This is a genomic window from Pedobacter africanus (assembly GCF_040548825.1).
GTDB lineage: Bacteria > Bacteroidota > Bacteroidia > Sphingobacteriales > Sphingobacteriaceae > Pedobacter > Pedobacter africanus_A.
Window position 1 is genome coordinate 649,146 of sequence record NZ_JBEPSL010000002.1, and the last position, 20,009, is coordinate 669,154.

The 20,009-nt window shown below is 41.7% G+C and carries 18 protein-coding genes; 2 read left to right on the top strand and 16 right to left on the bottom strand.

Translation table 11 applies throughout. The features are described from left to right. Positions 1–60: 60 nt before the first annotated feature. From ABIE26_RS12900 to ABIE26_RS12915, 4 genes are all read right to left on the bottom strand, one after another. Positions 61–1,203 carry a FecR family protein gene (locus ABIE26_RS12900; RefSeq protein ID WP_310142324.1) on the bottom strand — a complete coding sequence of 381 codons (1,143 nt, stop codon included), beginning with the start codon at positions 1,201–1,203 and terminating at the stop codon, positions 61–63. 85 nt (positions 1,204–1,288) lie between these two features. Further along, the gene (locus ABIE26_RS12905; protein ID WP_310142323.1) at positions 1,289–1,870 is read right to left on the bottom strand and encodes an RNA polymerase sigma factor; all 582 of its coding nucleotides are present in this window, start codon (positions 1,868–1,870) and stop codon (positions 1,289–1,291) included. A 48-nt stretch (positions 1,871–1,918) separates the two neighbouring features. After that, positions 1,919–3,436 carry a hypothetical protein gene (locus tag ABIE26_RS12910; protein WP_310142322.1) on the bottom strand — a complete coding sequence of 506 codons (1,518 nt, stop codon included), beginning with the start codon at positions 3,434–3,436 and terminating at the stop codon, positions 1,919–1,921. Positions 3,437–3,534: 98 nt separating this feature from the next. Further along, positions 3,535–4,311 carry a LuxR C-terminal-related transcriptional regulator gene (locus ABIE26_RS12915; protein ID WP_310142320.1) on the bottom strand — a complete coding sequence of 259 codons (777 nt, stop codon included), beginning with the start codon at positions 4,309–4,311 and terminating at the stop codon, positions 3,535–3,537. 74 nt (positions 4,312–4,385) lie between these two features. On the opposite strand from ABIE26_RS12915, the gene ABIE26_RS12920 reads away from it, so the two are divergent. Together ABIE26_RS12920 and ABIE26_RS12925 are read left to right on the top strand one after the other, a co-directional pair. Continuing rightward, positions 4,386–5,351 carry a peptidoglycan DD-metalloendopeptidase family protein gene (locus tag ABIE26_RS12920; RefSeq protein WP_310142319.1) on the top strand — a complete coding sequence of 322 codons (966 nt, stop codon included), beginning with the start codon at positions 4,386–4,388 and terminating at the stop codon, positions 5,349–5,351. Between the two features lie 33 nt (positions 5,352–5,384). Further along, positions 5,385–5,828, top strand: a complete 444-nt coding sequence (locus ABIE26_RS12925) for a GNAT family N-acetyltransferase (RefSeq protein WP_354375756.1) — start codon at positions 5,385–5,387, stop codon at positions 5,826–5,828. Positions 5,829–5,887: 59 nt separating this feature from the next. Here the strand turns inward: ABIE26_RS12925 and ABIE26_RS12930 are convergent, their stop codons facing one another. From ABIE26_RS12930 to ABIE26_RS12985, 12 genes are all read right to left on the bottom strand, one after another. Continuing rightward, positions 5,888–6,088, bottom strand: coding sequence for a helix-turn-helix transcriptional regulator (locus ABIE26_RS12930; protein ID WP_310142316.1), 201 nt, complete (start codon positions 6,086–6,088; stop codon positions 5,888–5,890). Then, positions 6,078–6,533, bottom strand: a complete 456-nt coding sequence (locus tag ABIE26_RS12935) for a hypothetical protein (RefSeq protein WP_310142315.1) — start codon at positions 6,531–6,533, stop codon at positions 6,078–6,080. The genes ABIE26_RS12930 and ABIE26_RS12935 overlap by 11 nt, the downstream gene beginning before the upstream one ends. Positions 6,534–6,618: 85 nt before the next feature. Then, positions 6,619–7,719, bottom strand: a complete 1,101-nt coding sequence (locus ABIE26_RS12940; protein WP_310142314.1) for a PepSY-associated TM helix domain-containing protein — start codon at positions 7,717–7,719, stop codon at positions 6,619–6,621. A gap of 3 nt (positions 7,720–7,722) precedes the next feature. Beyond that, positions 7,723–10,209, bottom strand: a complete 2,487-nt coding sequence (locus ABIE26_RS12945; RefSeq protein WP_310142313.1) for a TonB-dependent receptor — start codon at positions 10,207–10,209, stop codon at positions 7,723–7,725. 173 nt (positions 10,210–10,382) lie between these two features. After that, the gene (locus ABIE26_RS12950; protein ID WP_310142311.1) at positions 10,383–10,553 is read right to left on the bottom strand and encodes a DUF3606 domain-containing protein; all 171 of its coding nucleotides are present in this window, start codon (positions 10,551–10,553) and stop codon (positions 10,383–10,385) included. 518 nt (positions 10,554–11,071) lie between these two features. After that, a complete protein-coding gene (locus ABIE26_RS12955; protein ID WP_310142309.1) occupies positions 11,072–11,350 on the bottom strand; it encodes a hypothetical protein in 279 nt (92 codons plus the stop codon). 59 nt (positions 11,351–11,409) lie between these two features. Next, complete coding sequence (locus ABIE26_RS12960; RefSeq protein WP_310142308.1) at positions 11,410–14,085, bottom strand: outer membrane beta-barrel protein; 2,676 nt, start codon at positions 14,083–14,085, stop codon at positions 11,410–11,412. Positions 14,086–14,162: 77 nt separating this feature from the next. After that, complete coding sequence (locus ABIE26_RS12965) at positions 14,163–14,876, bottom strand: hypothetical protein (RefSeq protein WP_310142306.1); 714 nt, start codon at positions 14,874–14,876, stop codon at positions 14,163–14,165. Between the two features lie 64 nt (positions 14,877–14,940). Beyond that, positions 14,941–16,077, bottom strand: a complete 1,137-nt coding sequence (locus ABIE26_RS12970; protein ID WP_310142304.1) for a thioredoxin family protein — start codon at positions 16,075–16,077, stop codon at positions 14,941–14,943. Next, positions 16,074–16,991, bottom strand: a complete 918-nt coding sequence (locus ABIE26_RS12975) for a retropepsin-like aspartic protease (RefSeq protein WP_310142303.1) — start codon at positions 16,989–16,991, stop codon at positions 16,074–16,076. Before ABIE26_RS12975 ends, ABIE26_RS12970 begins: the two co-directional genes overlap by 4 nt. Positions 16,992–17,048: 57 nt before the next feature. Beyond that, positions 17,049–18,434: a TlpA family protein disulfide reductase gene (locus tag ABIE26_RS12980; protein WP_310142301.1), complete on the bottom strand. Its 1,386-nt coding sequence runs from the start codon at positions 18,432–18,434 to the stop codon at positions 17,049–17,051. A 48-nt stretch (positions 18,435–18,482) separates the two neighbouring features. Continuing rightward, the gene (locus ABIE26_RS12985; RefSeq protein WP_310142300.1) at positions 18,483–20,000 is read right to left on the bottom strand and encodes a PKD-like family lipoprotein; all 1,518 of its coding nucleotides are present in this window, start codon (positions 19,998–20,000) and stop codon (positions 18,483–18,485) included. Positions 20,001–20,009 lie beyond the last annotated feature (9 nt).

Below are 20,009 nucleotides of genomic sequence, written 5' to 3' on the forward strand. Positions count from 1 at the left end.
GGGGTGGGTCCAATCACTCCTGGTTCTTTTTCAGGATCACGTTTTATGTAGATTTCTGATTTACATAACGGTCACCCTCCTCCCCTCTATCTTAAACCTAATGTTTCCCGATTTCTCGAGTGCCGTAAGCACCTGTATTAAAGATCTTTCTCTTGATATTTCTGCATTGAAGCCTACCTGGCTCACTGTACCTTCATAAACCACCTCTATGTCGTACCACCTTTGCAGCGCTTCCATAACATTTTTGATATTGTTATCCGTAAAGATGAAGTTGCCATTTTTCCAGGCCATCACAGCTTCCGTATCTGCAGTTTCAATATTTACACCAGTTGCCATAACCGCCTGCTGCCCTGGTTTTAACAGGTAGTCCTTAGTCTTATATTTCAACTTTATACTCCCCTCCATCAGGGTGGTTTTATTGGTAGAACCACTGGAATAGGCGTCTACATTAAAATGAGTGCCCAGCACCAATACTTCCTGACTCGCCGCCTTAACAACAAAAGGCTGGGCTTTACTTTTTGCCACTTCAAAATACGCTTCCCCTGCAAGCTCAACCCTTCTATCGGTTAGTCCTGCAAATGAAGATGGGAACCGGAGCGAGGTAGCTGCATTTAGCCATACTTTTGTCCCATCGGGTAAATTCAATTGGTATTGTCCACCCCGGGGCGTAGCAATGGTATTGTACTGAACAGCCGCAGTATTCGCTTTACTCTGTCCGGCAATACTATAAATTAGTTTTCCCTCGGCAGTTTTACTGATCACAATGCCTTGCTGCTGGGCAACTTTGCCATTGGCTGCATCGTCCAGGCTAATATTCGATCCATCGGCAAGTGTAAGCACCGCCTTGTTGCCCCCGGGCTGCACGTCATTTTTATATCTGCTGGCCTGGCTTTCTGTTTTTTCCGCCCCTGGCTTCGGGTTGAAGAAATACCATCCCCCAATAGCCAAAATTAAAGCAACAGATGCCGCAGCGCCGTATTTAAGCCAAAGCGAAACTGTTTTAGACTTTGGCTGTTCATCATGAACAGGTAAGGCAGCCCATATGGCCTTTCCCGCCCGGTCCAGTTCAGCTTCATCCGGCATAAAACTGCTTTGCTGCAATTCCTTAATGTGCCAGCTTTCCACTATGGCCCGTTCCTCTTCGGTACAGGTGCCTGTTTTGTACTTATATAATAAATCTTCCGATAGGTAGTTTTGCTTCATTTCCCCAAGCTTTAATAAGGTTGCTTAGAGATATGTAGGTTAGGTAAAAGAGATGGAGTAGATAAAAGTAAAATTTATTTTATCCTCAGAAATTGATGGTAATGAATATCGAGAACAGCTTCAGTTTTTCTTTGAGGATTTTTACGGCATTGCTGACCTGTTTTTTTACCGTAAGGTCCGAAACGCCCAGCTTTTCAGCGATCTCTTTGTGTGAAAGTCCTTCGTTGCGGCTCATTTCAAACATCTCCCTCATTTTGGCGGGTAGCAGGGCCACCTCCCTTTCAATAACCGCAACCAGCTCCCTTTCCCTCAGCTGATTGTCTGTAATGTATTCTCCTTCATCAATAAATTGCTGCAGGTAGGCTTTATAATCCGTTCTTACTTTACGGTGGTCTAACAGATCAAAGATGCGGTAACGCACCGCAGTATACAAATAAACAGAAAGGGAAGTTTTGATGCTAAGCTCCGCACCTTTATGCCAAAGGTAAGTAAAAACCTCCTGCACAATATCCTGTGCATCATCTGCATCGGCCATTATTTTACGTGCATACACATACATAATGGCCCAATACCGGTTGTAGATTTGTTCATACGCATTCCTGTCTCCCGCTTTAAAAAGCAGCAGCAGCTCCTCATCCGGAATACGGCTTAAATCTTCTTCCTTCATGTATCATCGAGCGCTTCAACTGTATGATACAAAAATAGCAAATAGTTTTCACCAAAGTTTTCCTTGTCTCATTATTCTGATGGAAAAGTAATTCTGCTTGTCAGCTGTAAAAGCACTCGGGAAATTCGCTGTACCACCCGCCGGGTAGTCTTTGCCGTAAGCAGCCTCAATATTAATCGCACTTTTGATATTGGCATTTAGCGCAACCAACAGTGTAGGTTTGTCATCCTTGGCAAAAGAGACCTTATCGAAATACACTCCGGGTTTTAGCCATGTTTCTTTGCCTCCATCTCTAAGGTGCAGCATCGGCCCAAAACCAAACCGCACTACCTTATAGTTGTACTTGCCTTCCCGCACGTCGTCGGTAGCCGATTCACCTCCATTTACAGCATCCTGATCCCTCTTTCTATCGCCTACCCTATGGTACCAGCCAAAGTCGGCAAACAGTTTAAACTTTGTATCTGTTTTGTACCAGAATTGCAGTCCGCCATCTACGCCGGTGATCACGTGCGTTCCGCTAACACCGGTTTCAAAAGCATGAATTCCTACCGAATACAAGCCCCTAAGGTTAATGTTAACAGGCTTGTTGTTCAGTATTTCAAACCTTAGCCCAAAATCCACCGTCGGGTAAGCTACTTTATCGGGATAAGAAGTTGCGGCAGCATTGGTGATCATAGGTGTCTGGTCATATCCTACCCCCACCTGAAACTTGCCCGAAAAGCCACGGTGTGTATAGCCGTCATTTATAAGCGACATGGCCCCAATGGCAGCACCCGCAGCGGCAGTATAAGCTACATTCTCCGTATTATCCTGGTTTTTTGCCGCTGCTACACGCTGCCCCCTTATTTCTGTTTGCCTGGCTTCAGACGCCCGGCTGTACTTTTCCCTCGCCTTGCTTTTTTGCTCATCAGTTACGGCAGTGTTTTGCGCCTGCATATAATAACCCATAGCATTGTTATAGTTTTTGCTGCCAAAGGCATTATCGCCCTGAACAATCAGGTTATCAAACTTTTTCTGTTGGGCATTTCCCGGGCTGGTTTCATTGCTAAAATTACCTGTGCCTTTGGCAGTACTGTTGTCGTTTTCTGCGGTGGTAGTATAAACTATGTAGTTGGGCGTACCATTGTCACATTGCGCAAAGCTTCCGTTTCCTTTGTATGCTTCGGCCGTACAGCTGGTCTGGCCATCTTTGTTGAACACAAAACAGACATCAAACACCTGGGCTATGGGATTTCCTTCGCCAACAACGGCAATCTGCTGACGTGTTATGCCACCAGGCTTAAGTCTTGGATAGGCATCGCCAAAGGTATACCCCGGGTTTACGTCCTTGGGTTTTTGTGTAGCGGGGTTATAAAAATAATAGGTAAAGCCTACTTTTTGGTTGTACCGGTTTTGGAATTCAATCAGATAAAACCACTGATTGGTCTTTTTATCATAATGACCTTTTTCTATTCTAACGTAAAGGCCTTTATAGCAGCTCAACTGTTCCCAGGGGCCAAAGTTTTTTTGTCCAAAACTATAACCTGCGCCAAGCAGGAGCAGGAATAAAAAGTAAAGTTTTTTCATTGTAAGGGAGGATTAGGTTCATGGTCCCCTACAAATTTCCAGCAAGTTCTGTGCTTAAAAAATAGCTATGGCTAGCTATTTTAAGCAGCCTTTAGCCATCATATCCACCCTTCATGCAAGGCCTTGCACACCAGCTCTACTGGTGTTCTAACATCCGCTTTTCTCAGTATGTTTTTGCGGTGGGCACTTACCGTATGCGGACTTATAAATAGTACATCCGCTATTTCCTTACTGCTTTTGTTTTCAACAATTAGTTTTAAAACTGCCCTTTCCCTTCGTGTAAACAGGTCGTACGATTGGGTAAGCGTATTGGCCTCAGTAATATTATAGTACGACGGTTCTCCATCAAGGCCTATGATGGAAAAGGTTGGTGTGCCTTCGGGCTTGATGTGGGTAATATCGGTATCAATGTCAAGCGTGCGGTAGTAATTGGATTCATCATAATCTATCTGTACCGCCTGATGCAGCAACCTTATGTACCGGCCGTTGCTGGCGCGCATCCTGATGTCGTACTGCATCTTATACTTAGGGATCTTTTCAAATGGCAAAGCTTTGAAAAACTCTGTAATCCGTTTTTCGAACTGTAAAAAGTAAGGCTTATCGTCGGGGTGCAATATTTCCAGGAAACGATGAATGGTCATTTCCTCGGGCGGGTAACCCAATACCTGGGTAACGCCGGGGCTTACATATTCAAATTCGGCCTGAAAAATATTAAAAACATAATAGTAATAAGTTCCAGGCTGAAAAAGATTGAGCAATCGCTTATGCAGATCAAGCTCTAATTGCAATTCGTACGTGTGGGCAGCATCTTCTTTTACTACCGTATTCCACAGTTTTTTAGCGCTCTGGTAAAGTGGTGAGTTTTGGTTTGGCATAGTTTGGGATGAAAATAGAAAAATAGTGTAATTTTTTCACAACTTAAACGACTAATATCTAAAACCTGAAAAATATGAAGAAATTACCCGGTGTAGTTCTGCTGTTCCTATCCGTTCTAACGGTATACGGACAAACAGAAAGTCCCGAAAGTAAATACGCAGCCGTTGCATTTAAAAAATATTACAACAGCAATCAGCCAGACAGCATTTTTTCGATGTTCTCGGCCAGTACAAAAGTCAACCTGCCCCTGGAAAAAACCCGGGGCTTTCTAAGCCAGCTTAAAACTAAGTACGGGAATATCAGCACAATGGACTTTCAGGAATATCTGGATGGTTTCGGAGCATATAAATCAACCTTCCAAAATGGCACAATAATGCTTAGTATAGCTATAAACAACAGCAAAGAAATTATGGGTTTATATGCCAGGCCCTATGAAGAGCAGGACCGGTTGGCACCAAAAAGGAATACCACCCCAATGACACTACCTTTTAAAGGAGAATGGACGGTATTCTGGGGAGGTGATTCCAAAGAAACCAATTATCACATTGTTTCCAAATTTCAAAAGCATGCCTTCGACATTATCATTCATAACGAGGCTGGTAAAAGCTTCAAAACCACGGGCAAATCAAACGAGGACTATTATGCATTCGGACAGCCGCTCTTTGCCCCCTGCGATGCCGAAGTTGTACTTGCCGTAGATGGAATTAAAGACAACATACCGGGAGTGCTGAATCCCATGTATGTTGCAGGCAATTCCGTCCTTCTTAAAACCAAAAACAACGAGTATATCCTTTTCGCGCATTTCAAGCAAAATTCTGTAAAAGTAAAACAAGCTGACCTGGTAAAACGCGGACAACTACTAGGCTTTTGTGGCAATTCGGGCAATTCCTCCGAGCCACACCTACATTTCCACATTCAGGATACCGAAGACTTTACAAAAGCTACCGGAATAAAATGTTTCTTCGATAAATTGAAAGTAAACGGGTTCTCAAAAACAGAATATTCTCCTGTTAAGGGCGACAAAGTAAGCGGTAATTAACTTTATTCCGGCGAAATTGCTACGTTTGTGTATATGATTTTTAGAACTGCAGAACACTCAGATATTAAACAGATGCAGGTAGTGAGACACCTGGTTAAAGAAAATACCCTAAGCAATCCTGATCTTGTTCCCGATAAAGATGTAGCCTATTACATTTCCGAGAAAGGGAAAGGCTGGGTTTGTGAGGTAGATGGCCAGGTTGTAGGTTTCTCAATTATAGACCTGTTAGAAAGGAGTGTATGGGCATTATTTGTAGATCCGGATTTTGCGGAAAAAGGAATTGGAAAGGAATTGCATCGACTAATGATAGATTGGTATTTTCAACAAACTAAAGACAAGGTAGTTTTGGGTACAGCTCCGAATACACGTGCAGAGCGCTTCTATAAGCTTCAAGGCTGGACTCCGGTGGGTAGTTATTCCAATGGAGAGACTAAATTTGAGCTAAATTTCAGGGATTGGTCCCAGAGTATAAAGTAAATAGCAGGCCGCAAGCTTGTAAAGCTAAACTACGATCAAACAACCGGCCTGCATTGGGGTCAATCCCCTTCTTCCAGTTCAAAAATTGCTTCCACAGGCACTTCAAACACCTTTGCCATTTTTAAGGCAAGCACCGTTGAGGGCACGTATTTGCCAGATTCTATCGTATTGACGGTTTGTCTTGATACCTGGATCATTTCAGCCAGCTCGGCCTGGGTGATATTTTTAATGGCTCTCTGTACACGCAGGTTATTTTTCATCAGCAAGCCTTTCTCTTTTAAGTTTATACAAACTTAGGTTAAAAGTAATAATAAACACGAGTAACACCGTAAGGAGGTTGTAAATCATAAAACTAAAAAAAGCACCGCCGTATACCAGCAAATTAGCTACAAACAATATTCCATAAGAAATCAGAACAGAAAGCTGCCAGGAGCGCAGCCTAAGGTAGGAGATATATTCATCCTCCCCTTTTTCTGAAGCAAAACAAATTAACATTAAACCTAGCAGAATTCCTGCCCCGGAAAAAGTCATGTTCGAGTCCGGATCAAAAAAAGACGTCGGACCATTCTTTTGAAAAGAGAGGGGAAGCTTTGAGCCCAGTTCGGGGTAAATGATATTTGCAAAAACGTGCAATAACACAAAAATTAAAAAAATAACCCAGCCATATACCTTGTATTTGCTGGGAAGAAGTAAGCGATTTTTCATAACATCAATTTTGTTTTACCAAATGTAAAGTATTTCTTACATATGTGTCAAGTAAATAAATCAATATGTCATGTTTATTTTACATTTATTTCGATTTTTCTCGTTTCCACCAGATCAGGAAACCGGTTACAGGCAGGCCTGCAGCAATAATTCCGGCCAAAAAGGCCAGCAATTTTCCGGTAAGCCCCAGGGCGCTTCCGGTATGCAGGTCGTAGTTCATAGCAATAATTTTAGCACCTGCCGATAGCTGTGCAAAAGATTGGGGCTGTTGCAGCAGCTTTCCGCTGTACCGGTCAAACCTGTATTGTACCCGGTCGTAAAGCTGCATTTTGCTTTGATAAGCAGAAACATTTACTGTTCCGCTTTTTACAGAAGGGAAATTGTATAAAAAATATACAGTTTCAGGCGACGCCTTCAGCGCTTGTTTCAGGATAAGGTCTGCCGGTATTACATCCGTCATTTGGGTAGTATCCGATAGTACTTTGGCCTTCTTATCTGTAGTTAGTTCAAAAGACCACATTAAGCCTGTACCTGCAATAATCATCAGCGCCAAAAAGCTATAAAAGCCAAAAACATTGTGCAGATCGTAATTGAGGCGTTTAAATTTAGCATTCCATTTTACCGAAAAGCGCTTCTTCAACTGCTTGCGTTTCCATTTTTTTGGCCACCACAATACCAGCCCGGTTAGCAGCAAAACAACAAAACATACTACAGACCATTTTACCACAAAGTGGCCTACATTGTCGCCCATAAGCAGGTTCATGTGCAAGGCCAGCACTACGGTAAAAAACTCCTTTTTGGCATTTTCCTTAAACACTACCTGCCCGGTATAGGGGTTCAGGTATACTTTATCATAGTACTGGTAATAATTCCAATAGCCAAATGCCTCCCTGTCCAGTTTCAATGCCCTGAACATATAGGTACGGCCCGGCAATTGCGACAGCTCCGCCCGCGAGAGCTTACGGTCGGTACCCAAAGCCTTTTCGGCAACCGTTATCAATTGGCTTAAAGGCAAACGCACTGCACCTGCGGGTGCATCTACATACAGGCGGTCTTTATAGATCAGCGTTTTGAGCTCATCCTGAAAAGCATAAATGGAACCGGTAAGGCCTAATATAAACACCACCAGCCCGGAAATTAATCCGAGCCAGAGGTGAATTTGTCCTATGATTTTTTTAATCGTCAACAATTAAAATTTAAAGGTAAAGCTGGCCGCTACAGTCCTTGGCATTTGCGGGGTAAGTACACCTTGCCCTGCAAAATACTTTTCGTCCGCTAAGTTATCAACTTTAACACCTATCCTATACTGTGGCTTATCATAAAATACGGTTGCAGTAGCCATGATATAAGACGGCAAAGTAAATACCCCGGTAGTGAGTGTATTGGAAGTCCGGTGTTTATCAATGAAATTAATCCCCGTACCCATTCCCAATCCTTTCAAGTTACCATGCGGAATGGCATAACTGATCCATGAATTGATCAATGTTGCCGGTCCTGCTGATGGTGGTCTGCGCCCTTCGGTTTGTGGGGTTGATTTAATCAGCTTACTGTCATTGTAGCTATAACCTGCTATAATATTTAACCCTTCAATAGGGTTGGTAATCAACTCCAGTTCAACTCCCTTACTTTTTTGTGTCCCATTCTGTACAGTGATCATATAGTTTGCTCCCCCTATTGTTACCTCCTCAACACGGGTCATATCTTTCACTGAGATGTTATAGGCACTTGCTGTAAAACTCAGTTTACCTTCAAATAACTCCATTTTTACACCGGCTTCAAGCTGATTTGCCTGCTGGGGTTTAAAAGTACCCGAAACATTGGAATGCGGAGGTTGTGTTACCGGGGCCACATAGCTAAAGCCGTTCATGTAATTTCCAAATAGCGAAACCTTATCTTTTAACACCTGGTATACCAAACCAAGTTTAGGAGAAACAGAGGTTTGAAGATAGCTGCTGCTATCTACAAGTTTGGCAGTTGCCTGGTTATAAGTGCCTCTATTATGAAAACGGTCTATGCGCAAGCTGAGCATAGCAGCTAACTTGTCTGTAACATTTAACACATTGGAAGCATAAGCACTGTAAATGTTGCTTTTGGTATTGTTTTTTCCAGGGGCATATTTACCATTTTTTATAGGATCCAGTTTATAAAGTCTGTCCAGGCTATCCAGTCCGGCTTCTATTGCCAAACGTGAAATCCTGATATAATTAGGATCAGCAGTTATACCACTTGTATTGTCAAATACCAGGTAAGGTGAATTGTTATTGTTTATGGTTTGGTTCAGGTAATCCAACCCTACAATCAGCCTGTTACGGAGACCTGCAATCTTAAAATCACCAATAAAATTCTGCTGAATATCTGTGGCGGTATTTACCGTATTTTGCAGGGACACATTACGTTCCAGCATCTCATCAGAGGCAGTGCCTCTGATAAACTGGTACTGGTAAAATCCGTCTGATTTGCGGCTATTACTGGAGTAAATGGATTGCGAAGTCCATTGATCAGATATTTTGTAGGTAACTTGTGCCCTTGCGTTTACAGTAGGGTTCTTCATCACAATATCATTGCTGGTAAAGGAACGTTTCCAGTCGAAATTCAGTTCTTCCGGTGTTGTAGCGATAAACTTACGCGCCCGGTTTAAGAAGATGGAGGGGGTACTCGTCCCTTTCGATTCATAGAAACTGGCATTTAAGTTTAATGTCAGCTTTTCATTTACCCTGTATTCAAATGCGGGGGCAGCAAAAACCGACTTTTTGAAACCGGCATCCTGAAAGCTGTTCTGGTTCTGGTAGGCAGCAGACATCCTGAACAACAACTTTTTATCTTTGTTCACCGGGCCATATACATCTGCCGAAATCCGGTTCAGCCCGTAACTTCCGGTAGTGTAATTCAACTCCCCACCCAAGGTATCCACAGGCTTTTTGGTAGCGATATTAATCAAACCGCCAAATGCAACTACGGCACCGCCGTAAAGTGTTCCTGATGGGCCTTTAACCAGCTCCACACGTTCAACATTTACGGGATCAATCTCTCCATTGGTTTGTGAGGGTATACCATCTACCAGCGATGCCTCTGTGCGGAAACCGCGCATAGTATAAGATGAGGCGCCATCGGCATTGATACCTCTGCTTCCCTGTACCTTATAGATACCAGGGCTATTTTTCAGTGCCATGCTAAACTCCGTTACCATCTGCTCGGCAAGTAATGTTTTAGGTATCGTAGTATAGATTTGCGGGTTCTCCAGGTTACCCAATGGCATCTTGGCTGCGGTTGTGGTTCTCTTTACAGCAAATTTGTTGGTACTCCCTCCGTTTACCACTACCTCTTCCAGTTGTTCGTTGTTCTCGGAAAGTTCAAAATCAACAGTGGTCGTTTCACCTGCCACAACAGTAATTTCTTTCTGTTGAACAATCCGACCTATAAAACTAACTATAAGTTTATAGGTGCCGGACTCCAGATCTTTTAGCAGGTAATTACCTTTTGCATCAACCTGCGCACTTTTTACGCCTTTAATGGCAATGGTCACAAATTCGGCAGGTCTTCCGTCACTGGTCTTTACGGTACCCTTGATGCTGCCTTTGTCAGTCATTGTTACATTTCTTTCAATAAGTTTATAGTGAGATGCGTAACCCATGAGGGGTAGAAATAACACACTGCCCATAAGCAGCAATAATTTCATGAAATGTTTCTTTTGGGTACATTTTTTATACATATGCTTTAAATTTCCGCAAAGCTAACAATTAACTGGAATCAATCTAAATAAAAGTAGTCTTTATTTAAAATAAAGCCGCCATAACAAAAACACCCTGCCAATTGCGTTGACAGGGTGTTATTATAGTTCTGATTTTGTATCTATTTGTTCAGGTATTTCTGTATATCGTGTACATTATTACCCGTTGTTTTTACAATTTCTCTAAGCAGCCTTGGTCTGATGCCCAGTTTATTAGCCCAATACTCTACTTCAAAATTTTCGACGATGTTGATCTGCTCTGAAAAAGGATCTGTTTTCTGTTTACGTTCCATGATCTTAAAATTTGGTATAGTTAAACAATGCATAACGCGTGCCAGTTTTATAAATCCGCAGGTAGCGCCACTACCTACGGATAAATTATACATGCAGAAAAGATCTGCAACCCTAAAAACACCTCTCCCCTGTTTGCCCTCCTAATCACTAAGGTGTTAGATTGAAAATAAAATTACGGGACATCTGCCGGGTATTAAACAGGGAATAGGCAGAAAGGCAGTTTGGATCGATGAAGCGGGAAATTGGTTAGTTGGTCTCAGGTTCGATCTGCATTCTATCCTCGTTTGGGATGCGTTTTACTTTGAAGGTGCATTGAAAGCGCATTGACGGGGGGGGTGGCAGCGCCTTGATATAGCCACAGGCCTTGCCAAGGGGTAGCCAACGCGTATTCAAGGTGCTTCCACTCTCGAACACATCCCGAACGCAGCACAAACACAGCTAAAGGGCTCAGTTCTTACATTTGTTTACTGCCCGGAATTTGGTAAAGTTGTTTATGTGTTAAGTGGGGCCAGAAGTGTTAGTTAAAGCAGGTGATCTGGTCGCAACATGGCTGGGCTGCACACCAGGCAAAAGGATCCTGAGTAGCCGGCATTGTAATATAGGCGCCGGTTCCGCAATCAGGCGGATAACTTTTGGCGACTATGATACAGGTAATGGTGTCAGGACAATGGTCACCTTCGTTAATAAAATCACATGTCTGAGTGTTTGCATTCCAGCATAAGCCTTCAGGGCAAATTCCACCGCCCCCGGATACTTTTTTCATTTCTGCTTTGGTAAGAGCAACAAGTTTTTTCATAATTTAAAATTTAGTTTATTTAAGTTGTTTTTCTTCATCAATATCAGGTCATACAAATGCTAATCTGGCATAAAACTTCCGTCTCCATGCCGTTTATTGTTTACTTTTTTACCGCCAGACCATACCTGAGGCCGCCAGGTAAAATTAACGGTTACATACCTGCTACTAACATTGGTTCTGCTATCTGCATATCCATTTGGAGTGAGCATGCGATTGATAAAATTGTTCTGCTTTAATAAATCAAAAGCCTTGAGTCCAACAGTTGCATTTTTTCTGGGGAACAGTCGCTTGGATATGCTAAGATTTACAATAAAAGGATTTACTGTTTCATTAAACGCAATTCCTTTGACCATATATTTCTCCGCATCAAAACTCAAATAAAAAGTTTTGTCAAAAAATACCACAGCATCCATGTTTATGGAATAGGTTTTCCTTGAAATGGCGCTTGCTGGCGACAGGCTAAAATTTGTTTTGTTTAAAAGAAAGCCAACTCCGGGATTTACCTCGAGCCAGTCCCAGGGAATAGTTTGCAATTTTAAGCGCTGCCTACTGGTCCAACTTTCACTTAAATTCTCTTTGCTATTACTTAAAGACACAGCCCGATTATATGTAGTAAGCCCATTTAATTCTATTTTCAAACTGTAGTCGCCGATAGACTTGGACAAATTATGATAGCTATACAAACTATAATTGCCATTGGTATTCTGGAAATAAGTTTCTCTTTTTAACTGGTTAAATTGATCAGGAACCAACAAAATGTTTCTGGATATACTATTCTCCAAAAGCATTCCACTAAGATTCAACGCAATATTCATTCTGGCACGGCTCAGGTAGCTGTTCAAGTTTACAGACAAGCTGTGCCGCATCCCAGATTTCAGGTCGGGATTTCCATGGATAATGTTCTGAGAATTGCTGGCATCCCGCCCGGCTTGTATTTCTTCAAACTGTGGTTCGATTACATTGGCCATGTAAGAAACCGAAAGCCTGGACTGCCTTGAAGGATAATAATCCATTCTTAAATTCGGAACCAACCTAAACATGCTACGTGAGATTTTATTACCCGAAATAAAAGAACTGCCATTTAAATAAACCGGCATGGCTACCAGACCAAATGTAGCTTTAAATGTTTCCTTTTCCAGCTTATAATTGAGGTAGAATTTGTTTTCTACAAAAGTATAATCTATAATATTACTTAATGAGTCTATCTGTTCGTCAGCAGAAACACTGAGGTTATAAGTTTGACGCCTGTTGTGATAATCCTTAACCGAAGACTGGATATTTAATTCCAGCTTTGTCTTTTCAGTGATTGGCTTGCTAAAAGTGAAACTCGCCCGATAATTCTGATAAGGATTTTTGTCTCTTATTAAAAAATGCTGAATAAATTCAGTCTCCTGTAAACCGGACGCATTAAAGTAGATTAAACTGTCGGAATTGTTCTTTGTTTCGGATTGTAGTTTTTGATGAGCAGCTATTTCCATACTTAATACTTTCCCTTTCTCTTCAAAATTATGGCCCAGCAGCACTGTTGCGCCGAATTCCGGATTACGGAAGTTAGTTTGGTTTTTGGTATATTGATTGACATGAATCGCACCGCTTTGTGCTTTAACGTCAAAATTTTGCCAATTGGATTTATTGTAAGAGAGGTACGGGTTTACGATCAACCAGGTTGCCGGAGTAATATTATATTCAACCTTACCATTAAATGTGTGTTGTTGTTTTGAAGTATTAATTTTACTTGTATTGTTGCTCCTGATTAAGCCCGTATTAAAAATTTCTTCTGATAAACTATTCTTATCAACATCCTGATCTTCCAATCGATATTTATAAGAGCCCTGTAAAACTACTTTTTTATTGAACTGATTTCGGTAGCTGAGGTCTGCTGATTTATTCTTTAAGTAGCCACCACTGATATCGGCGCTACCGTTCGCATTTTCAGCAGCACCAGAAACATTGTTTGTTACACCAGCAAGCCTTTGGTCCAGATTAGCAGCAGCCCCGATTTGCTTGGCACCTTCAATTCGCTTTATGCCGACGTTGGCCTTATAGCGCTTTTGTTGACCCAATTCGGCAACTACTTCGGCTAAAGTTCCAACAGATTTATCTGCTTTTGAAACTATATTCAGGGTTTTAAGTGGATTACCATCTTTAATCCCGGTTCTCGCCGCCTTATCACCATAATCATCAATAAATTGAATTTTCTCCACAATGTCGGCCGGCAACTCAATTGTAGCATTTTTGATATCACCGCCAAAATAATCGATCCCATTAAATTTGGCTTTCTTTACTGCCTCACCGTTGTGGGTTACCCTCCCATCGTTTGAAACTTCAACACCCTCCATCTTTTTAAGTAAGTCGCCAACAGAAGCGTATGCTCTTACTTTATAGTCGCTGGCACGATATTCAATTGTGTCCGTTTTGTAAATGATACCTACTTTACCTTTTATATTTACTTCATTCAAGATTCGCTGATCATCTCTGAGAATTATAGGATCCAGCACTATCATGTCGGACAAATCGTTATTTAAAAATTTTCGGACTAAAGTACGATACCCAATACTACTGATAGTTAGGGTAAATACGGCCTGCTTCACATTCTGAAACGTAAAGATACCGTATTCATTTATCGCCGTTTTTAAAGTGTCTTTTATTGATTTGAGCTCAATTAATGCTCCTGGTATAAACGCACCAGTACTGTCCTTCACAATTCCGCTAACTTCACGTAATGCTGCGGGCACAGCTGGTTTCTGTGCAAAGAGAGCAAATGGTAAGCTAAAAATCAGAATGAGTAATATACATTTCTGATAACACATCATCATTGTTTCAAGGCCAGTTTGTATTTACCGGCAAATTGTGTCGGCCTTTTAAAATCAGTCATTTGTTCTTCTAATTCCTGTTCCATCTTTCTGCTGCGCCCTTCTTTATGGACAAGCTTACTATTATTTTCAGGCACTACGATTCCTCTTAATTTAATGATATAGCCAAATGAAGCTGCCTGATCTGGGTTTAAATCGAACAGCTTCAAAGGAACAGCAAGTTCGTAAGTGTAATTTTTCTGTTCATCCTCAATAATTGCAGCCCTGATCCCATATTCATTATAAATAGAAATAACAGATTTATTAATGGTCTTAAATCCGCTCAATTCAATCTGCTTAAAATCTTCCGGTTTGTTCAAGAATTTCTTACCCTTGTTGGCAGGATTTGAAGAGTATTTGAAAAGTTCCCGGGCAGGATTATATGGGAAACTGACTTCTTTTGTATTTATTCCAAAAGTAATCCCACCAGCACGCGCCTTGTTGCTATTCGAGGTCTTAATTGCCAGATAAATATGCTGGCCATCATTCGCTATGCTGTATGCAATCTTAGTTTTTTTGTCATACCCCTTTAAAGGGTTTTGCCATTCGTTTATGTTTCCATCAATTTTAATGCTCTTTGCCCAAATACTTTCAGATTGTAATTTAGGTGCTTGTGCAAATACTGAAAAAGATTGTGCTATTAATATGCAAAATACAGGGAAAGAAAAGTTCATATGTAAATATTTAGTTGTCTATTCATCTACAATCCTCCAAGGGTAAGGGGGCGTATTTAAGCGGTCAATTCATTAATTCTTCGAAATATTTGGTAGGCTTATTGATCAATTTACCTTTTTCAATACCCCAGCTGGCATATTTTTTGGCCTTTTCAGGGTCGTTCTGCTTTTTCATCATACTCGCTGCCGTAGCCAATACGGAATAAGGTGATTTTTCTGAAACCACTTTGATCATCCAGTCCCCAAAAAGCTGTTTTTCTTCTTCATCAACATCGGCTCCATGCAGATACATAGCCATATAACGGATCTTATTGTCATCATCGTTAAAATTCCTGGCAGCATATTTAAAAAATGCCTTGCGGTCTTTCAGTTGCCTGTAGTAATAAGCCTCAGCCATATCCAGGCGGGCATAAGGCCAGTCTGCAGCAGAAAATAAAGGTTTTACTTTATCCAGAAACATCTCAAACTTCAGTTCATTCTTTTCCGGGATTTCAGTTTTAATTCTGGCAGCCATGATCTCATTGCGGCGTGCATATACCAGTTCCTTTCCATACAAAGCCTCAAACTTGCTATAGTTTTTCAGCAGCAGATCTGAAAGTTCCGCATTCAGCGATCTGGTCATTAGAAATGGAACTGCATTCACTTCAGCAAGAATATCTTTTCCCTTAATGTAAGGGATCAGCTTATCCGGGTCAACCGGTTTGTGATCTACAAACATGGCCTTATAAAAATCGGCGTGGGGTACATCAAGTGTCGGACTAAAACCTTTCAAGGCAATACCTTTTTTTGACTTTACAACTGCATCATTCAGCAAACCCTGAAATTCATCGGCCTCTTTATAGCCTCCAAATTTGGTTACCAGCTGTCCGTCGTTGTTCAGCAATAAAAAAGTAGGAAAACCGGTAACCATATATTTTACCTGTAATTCTTTTCCAAGATCTTCCTTAAGGAAATCTATCTTGACACTTACAAAATTGTCCTTCATCTGTTTTATCACTGCAGGTAAAGGAAAAACCTCGTCGTCCATCTGCTTGCAAGGATGACAACCTACAAAATAGGCGTCAACAAATACCATTTTGTTTTCTTTTTTTGCCTGGGCCAGCAAACCTTTCCAATCCGTTGTTGTAGTAAATTGACCTTCCTGTGCACTGGCTGTTAAAACCAGCAACATCAGGCTTAAATAGATTTTAAGTGTTTTCATTTCTTATAGTTTTGGTTAGAAATCAGATAGATCTCTTTCTTTTGCATATTGATGGTAAAGTTGTATTTGCTGATCAGCCCGACACCGATAGAGCCATCAAAGCCGGGGTTCCAGCTTTCGCTTTGCCCTCCTCCGGCCATCATTGTAACCGACATATTTTTAATGGGCTCCACATTTGAAAAAGAAAAGGCAGCAGCCTTTCCGGCAAATGTAGGCGTGTTCATGCCCATACTCATCGTACTGCCATGGCTATCCGCTTTAAAACCACTCACCAGCAATTTATGCTGTTTAACAAATGGTCTGAAGCAGATCAGGTTGTAAGCTGCCCCAGTATCAAATACAAAATTGCCGGTATGCGGCTGATCGGTTGTAATGCTCAAAGTACCGGGAATAATAAATAACCCGGAAGGGATGGTAAAAGGGATGGCCTGACCTCCCTTTTCTTCAAGGTCGCCAAAGTTATACAACAGCATTTCTTTACGGTCATAATCAACCTTCACAATATAGTGCCGGGCAAGGGTATTGCCAATAATGCCATCGGTTCCTTCTTTATGCATTTCTTTAAATATGGCGATGCTCTGGTTCTTAAAGTCAAAATCGCCCATATGAACGGTATTGCCGCTGGAAACGGATATATCTACAGAGCCTCCGACTACGGATGCTTTCTGTGTCCGGCTTACTTTTAAGCCTATGGAATCTGCCAGTCCCTGGCTTACAGCCATACCATCTGCGCCTGTATCAAACAACAATCTCAAGGGGCGCGGAAAATCGTTCAATTTTACGGTAAGGATAATGGTGCCGTTATGGCTTTCAAAAGGAATGCGGGCAACTTCTTTGCCAACAGCAGTTACCGATAAAAGCATCATAACCATCCCCAGGAAAAAGGAGGTCACCGGTTTGTTCATTGAGTTCATATCGTCTGGTTAGAAGAACAAGCCTGGTTTGAACATCATCAAAACCAGGCTTGTTATTTATTTTGTCGCCAGTGTTTTTTCCAGCAGTTTTTTAAGTTCCGGATTAGATGGTCTCGGCGAATCAGTAGTTACAATCTTACCATTACGGTCAAATACCATAAAGCGAGGGATGCCTTTGATCTGATAATATTTGGCAATATCGCCCCAGCCGGTGGCAAAGAGCTGCAGGCCACCCAGGTTCTCATCCTTGATCATCTTAAGCCATTTCTCTTTATCCTTTGCCTCATCAACAGAAATACTCACCACCTGTACATCTGTACCTTTCATTTCTTCTTCCAGTTTTTTAAGGTGAGGAATTTCTGCTTTGCATGGCCCGCACCAGGTTGCCCATACATCAACCAATATTACTTTCCCTTTCAGGTCGGCCATAGTAACCGTTTTACCATCTTTATCCGGATAAGAAAAAGCAAAGGCCGGGCCGCCCGGTTTCAGGGAAGCCAGTGGAGCCAGGATATCACGGCTTTTCTGCTGCTGATCTTTGGTCAGCAGGTATTTGCCATAAGCATTCATCAGCTCTGTATAATCATTGTAACTTCTCAGGTTGGCGGCAGTTTTTAATACCACATCCCCTTTGAGCGTATCATTAGGAACAAAAGACAGGCTATTTTTTAATCCTTCCATTCCGCCCATGATCTTCATGTCCTGCTGCCTCATATTTACCATAGTCAGTCCTTCCAGTATACGTGCGCCCCAGGGTTGTCCGTAAAGTCCCGCCGTATTTTTAGCAAAATCCTGAGCTTTCAGCGTTGCATAATAAGGACTGAACTCCTCTACCGATGGGTGGGCACTCCGTGGTGTATTCAGAAAATTAACTGCATATTGCGACATATCCCAATTTATGTTTGCTTTCATCAGCTTATCGAATTTGGCATTCCCTGTGGCTTTGCCATTCAGGAAGGTTTTCGACTTTGCAGCAATGGTTTCCAGTTGAGGGAAGAAATCAACGAAGGTGCTGACGTTCCTGTGGAAGTTGATCGATTTTTCCTCCAGCGGACGTGCCAGATCATGCCACTGGGTCATGACAACGTTCTCTTTGGAATTCAGTTTACCATTTAACACATAGCTGGAATCGGTGATAGAGAAGGAAAGTTTATCCCCTGCCTTGAAATAGAATTTATAACTATCGTTCGGGCTCAAAGCCGTGCCTGTCCCCACAAGATAAAAGCCTTCATATTCAGGGTAAAAGAGGAAACCAAAACCGCCTTTTTCTGCCGGTGTAGACGCCGCTATTTCTACCGGACGGCCCTCTACTACTTTAAATAGCTTTACAGGGCTTTTTCTCTCTTTGTTCAACTGCCCGGTAATCTCTACCGGCAACTGGGCAAGTGCAGGCAATGTTGCCAATAACAACATTGCCGAACTGCATACTTTTTTTAAGTTCATATTTAATTATAGTGGTTGTGTGTTTATGATTTTAAGGTTTACCCAAGCTTACCGTTCTCTGTAATCAACGCTTACGATTTTACCAAAGCCTGAATAAGTCTCTCCTTTCACCAGGTCGCCATTCAAGGAAGGAACTTCAAACAATTCCATTTTCCCGTTTTTATCTGCCGGAAGTGCCGGATCGTAGCTACAAACCATCAGCTGGTTTCTCCTGCTTTGATAGTAAGGCCTGCTGCTTCCAGCTCTTCCAAATTCATGAAACTTCATCAGGCTGATCTTCTCTGCGCCTTTGTTCAGCATCAGTTTGCTCGTTTTCAAAGAAGTATCGTATTCATATACTTTACCGCCTGCACTATAGAACAAATAACCATACACCGGGCTTACCGCAAATTTCTCTGCAACAGCAATATCTGTTGCCTGAATCTCGTCGAAATAGGTCTGGATACCGGTTGAGGCATTAAACCTGGCCAGGTAAATCTTACCTGCAGGGTTCTTCAATATCGCAAAAACATCTCCCCCGTTAAATGGAGAATATTCCATATGCAGCAGATCCATTCCAACATTGTTAAAGTCAAAAAGTGAATTGGCAGAGAAAGTAGAAACGTTTGCATCGTTGTTGTTATGCCTTAAAAACCGTTTCTTATCTACATCAAACATCACCGCAGTAGCCGTAAATGTTGCGGGATCCCTTAAAGAAATCACAAAAGGCGCTGCCCTGAAACTGGTTGACTCCCCTTTAACCAGGTTAATTGGTGTTCCGTAATTGATCTGATAGATATAAAAATAATAATAAACATTGCCGCCTGAATACATGTAGGAATTCCCCGTTTCAATTTTAACAGGGGCAAGAAAATCTGCATGGAAACCTGCCGGTACATTTGCCACTACTTCATAGGCAAGATTGTAGGTATTTTTCCATTTAAAAGTTTCAGGATCTACCCTATTCGTCCCCTGATCTGTTGAGAAATAAATACCATAAGTGGAAAAGTTATAGGTATAACAATTTACACTTAGCGGCTTTCCTTTTAATGCCAATTCTGACCCCGTTGTACCAAGCACATCGAAGATCGTAGTATATTGGTCATTGATCTTCGAGATCATATCAACCCTGGCATTCCCATTAACATCATTCATCACCATCCATCCTTCATAAATGGTCGTTTCCACCCTCAATACAAAAGTGGTCCGGTAGGTAACCCCTGTCTCTTTATCTGTTACGTTGTAATAGACGTCGTATACGCCCGATGGGATTTGAAGTACAATATCCAGGTTGCGTGTTGTTGCCAGGTTTTTCCTTTTTTCTGCAGGCAAAACGTCTGCCTTGTTCAATGCAAACCATTCATAACTATAGCGGTCGGCATTTCCCGAATTATCGAGGCTAAATTTCAGTACCGGATTGATCTGAAATTTCTGACCAAGAAGGGCATTATAAGAGGAATTTATACCTGAGAAATCTACTGAATTGATTTCATGATAATCATAATTACCTGTATCCTTTTTGCAGGAAAATGCGGCAAACAGCATTAAAAAGCATAATGCATATTTTATATATTGATATTTAAGCATATTTGTCTT

What these genes read in the sequence shown, in the direction of transcription:
- ABIE26_RS12900 (WP_310142324.1), bottom strand. Translation starts at nt 1,203, where the DNA reads ATGAAGCAAAACTACCTATCGGAAGATTTATTATATAAGTACAAAACA.
- ABIE26_RS12905 (WP_310142323.1), bottom strand. Translation starts at nt 1,870, where the DNA reads ATGAAGGAAGAAGATTTAAGCCGTATTCCGGATGAGGAGCTGCTGCTG.
- ABIE26_RS12910 (WP_310142322.1), bottom strand. Translation starts at nt 3,436, where the DNA reads ATGAAAAAACTTTACTTTTTATTCCTGCTCCTGCTTGGCGCAGGTTAT.
- ABIE26_RS12915 (WP_310142320.1), bottom strand. Translation starts at nt 4,311, where the DNA reads ATGCCAAACCAAAACTCACCACTTTACCAGAGCGCTAAAAAACTGTGG.
- ABIE26_RS12920 (WP_310142319.1), top strand. Translation starts at nt 4,386, where the DNA reads ATGAAGAAATTACCCGGTGTAGTTCTGCTGTTCCTATCCGTTCTAACG.
- ABIE26_RS12925 (WP_354375756.1), top strand. Translation starts at nt 5,385, where the DNA reads ATGATTTTTAGAACTGCAGAACACTCAGATATTAAACAGATGCAGGTA.
- ABIE26_RS12930 (WP_310142316.1), bottom strand. Translation starts at nt 6,088, where the DNA reads ATGAAAAATAACCTGCGTGTACAGAGAGCCATTAAAAATATCACCCAG.
- ABIE26_RS12935 (WP_310142315.1), bottom strand. Translation starts at nt 6,533, where the DNA reads ATGAAAAATCGCTTACTTCTTCCCAGCAAATACAAGGTATATGGCTGG.
- ABIE26_RS12945 (WP_310142313.1), bottom strand. Translation starts at nt 10,209, where the DNA reads ATGAAATTATTGCTGCTTATGGGCAGTGTGTTATTTCTACCCCTCATG.
- ABIE26_RS12950 (WP_310142311.1), bottom strand. Translation starts at nt 10,553, where the DNA reads ATGGAACGTAAACAGAAAACAGATCCTTTTTCAGAGCAGATCAACATC.
- ABIE26_RS12955 (WP_310142309.1), bottom strand. Translation starts at nt 11,350, where the DNA reads ATGAAAAAACTTGTTGCTCTTACCAAAGCAGAAATGAAAAAAGTATCC.
- ABIE26_RS12965 (WP_310142306.1), bottom strand. Translation starts at nt 14,876, where the DNA reads ATGAACTTTTCTTTCCCTGTATTTTGCATATTAATAGCACAATCTTTT.
- ABIE26_RS12970 (WP_310142304.1), bottom strand. Translation starts at nt 16,077, where the DNA reads ATGAAAACACTTAAAATCTATTTAAGCCTGATGTTGCTGGTTTTAACA.
- ABIE26_RS12975 (WP_310142303.1), bottom strand. Translation starts at nt 16,991, where the DNA reads ATGAACTCAATGAACAAACCGGTGACCTCCTTTTTCCTGGGGATGGTT.
- ABIE26_RS12980 (WP_310142301.1), bottom strand. Translation starts at nt 18,434, where the DNA reads ATGAACTTAAAAAAAGTATGCAGTTCGGCAATGTTGTTATTGGCAACA.
- ABIE26_RS12985 (WP_310142300.1), bottom strand. Translation starts at nt 20,000, where the DNA reads ATGCTTAAATATCAATATATAAAATATGCATTATGCTTTTTAATGCTG.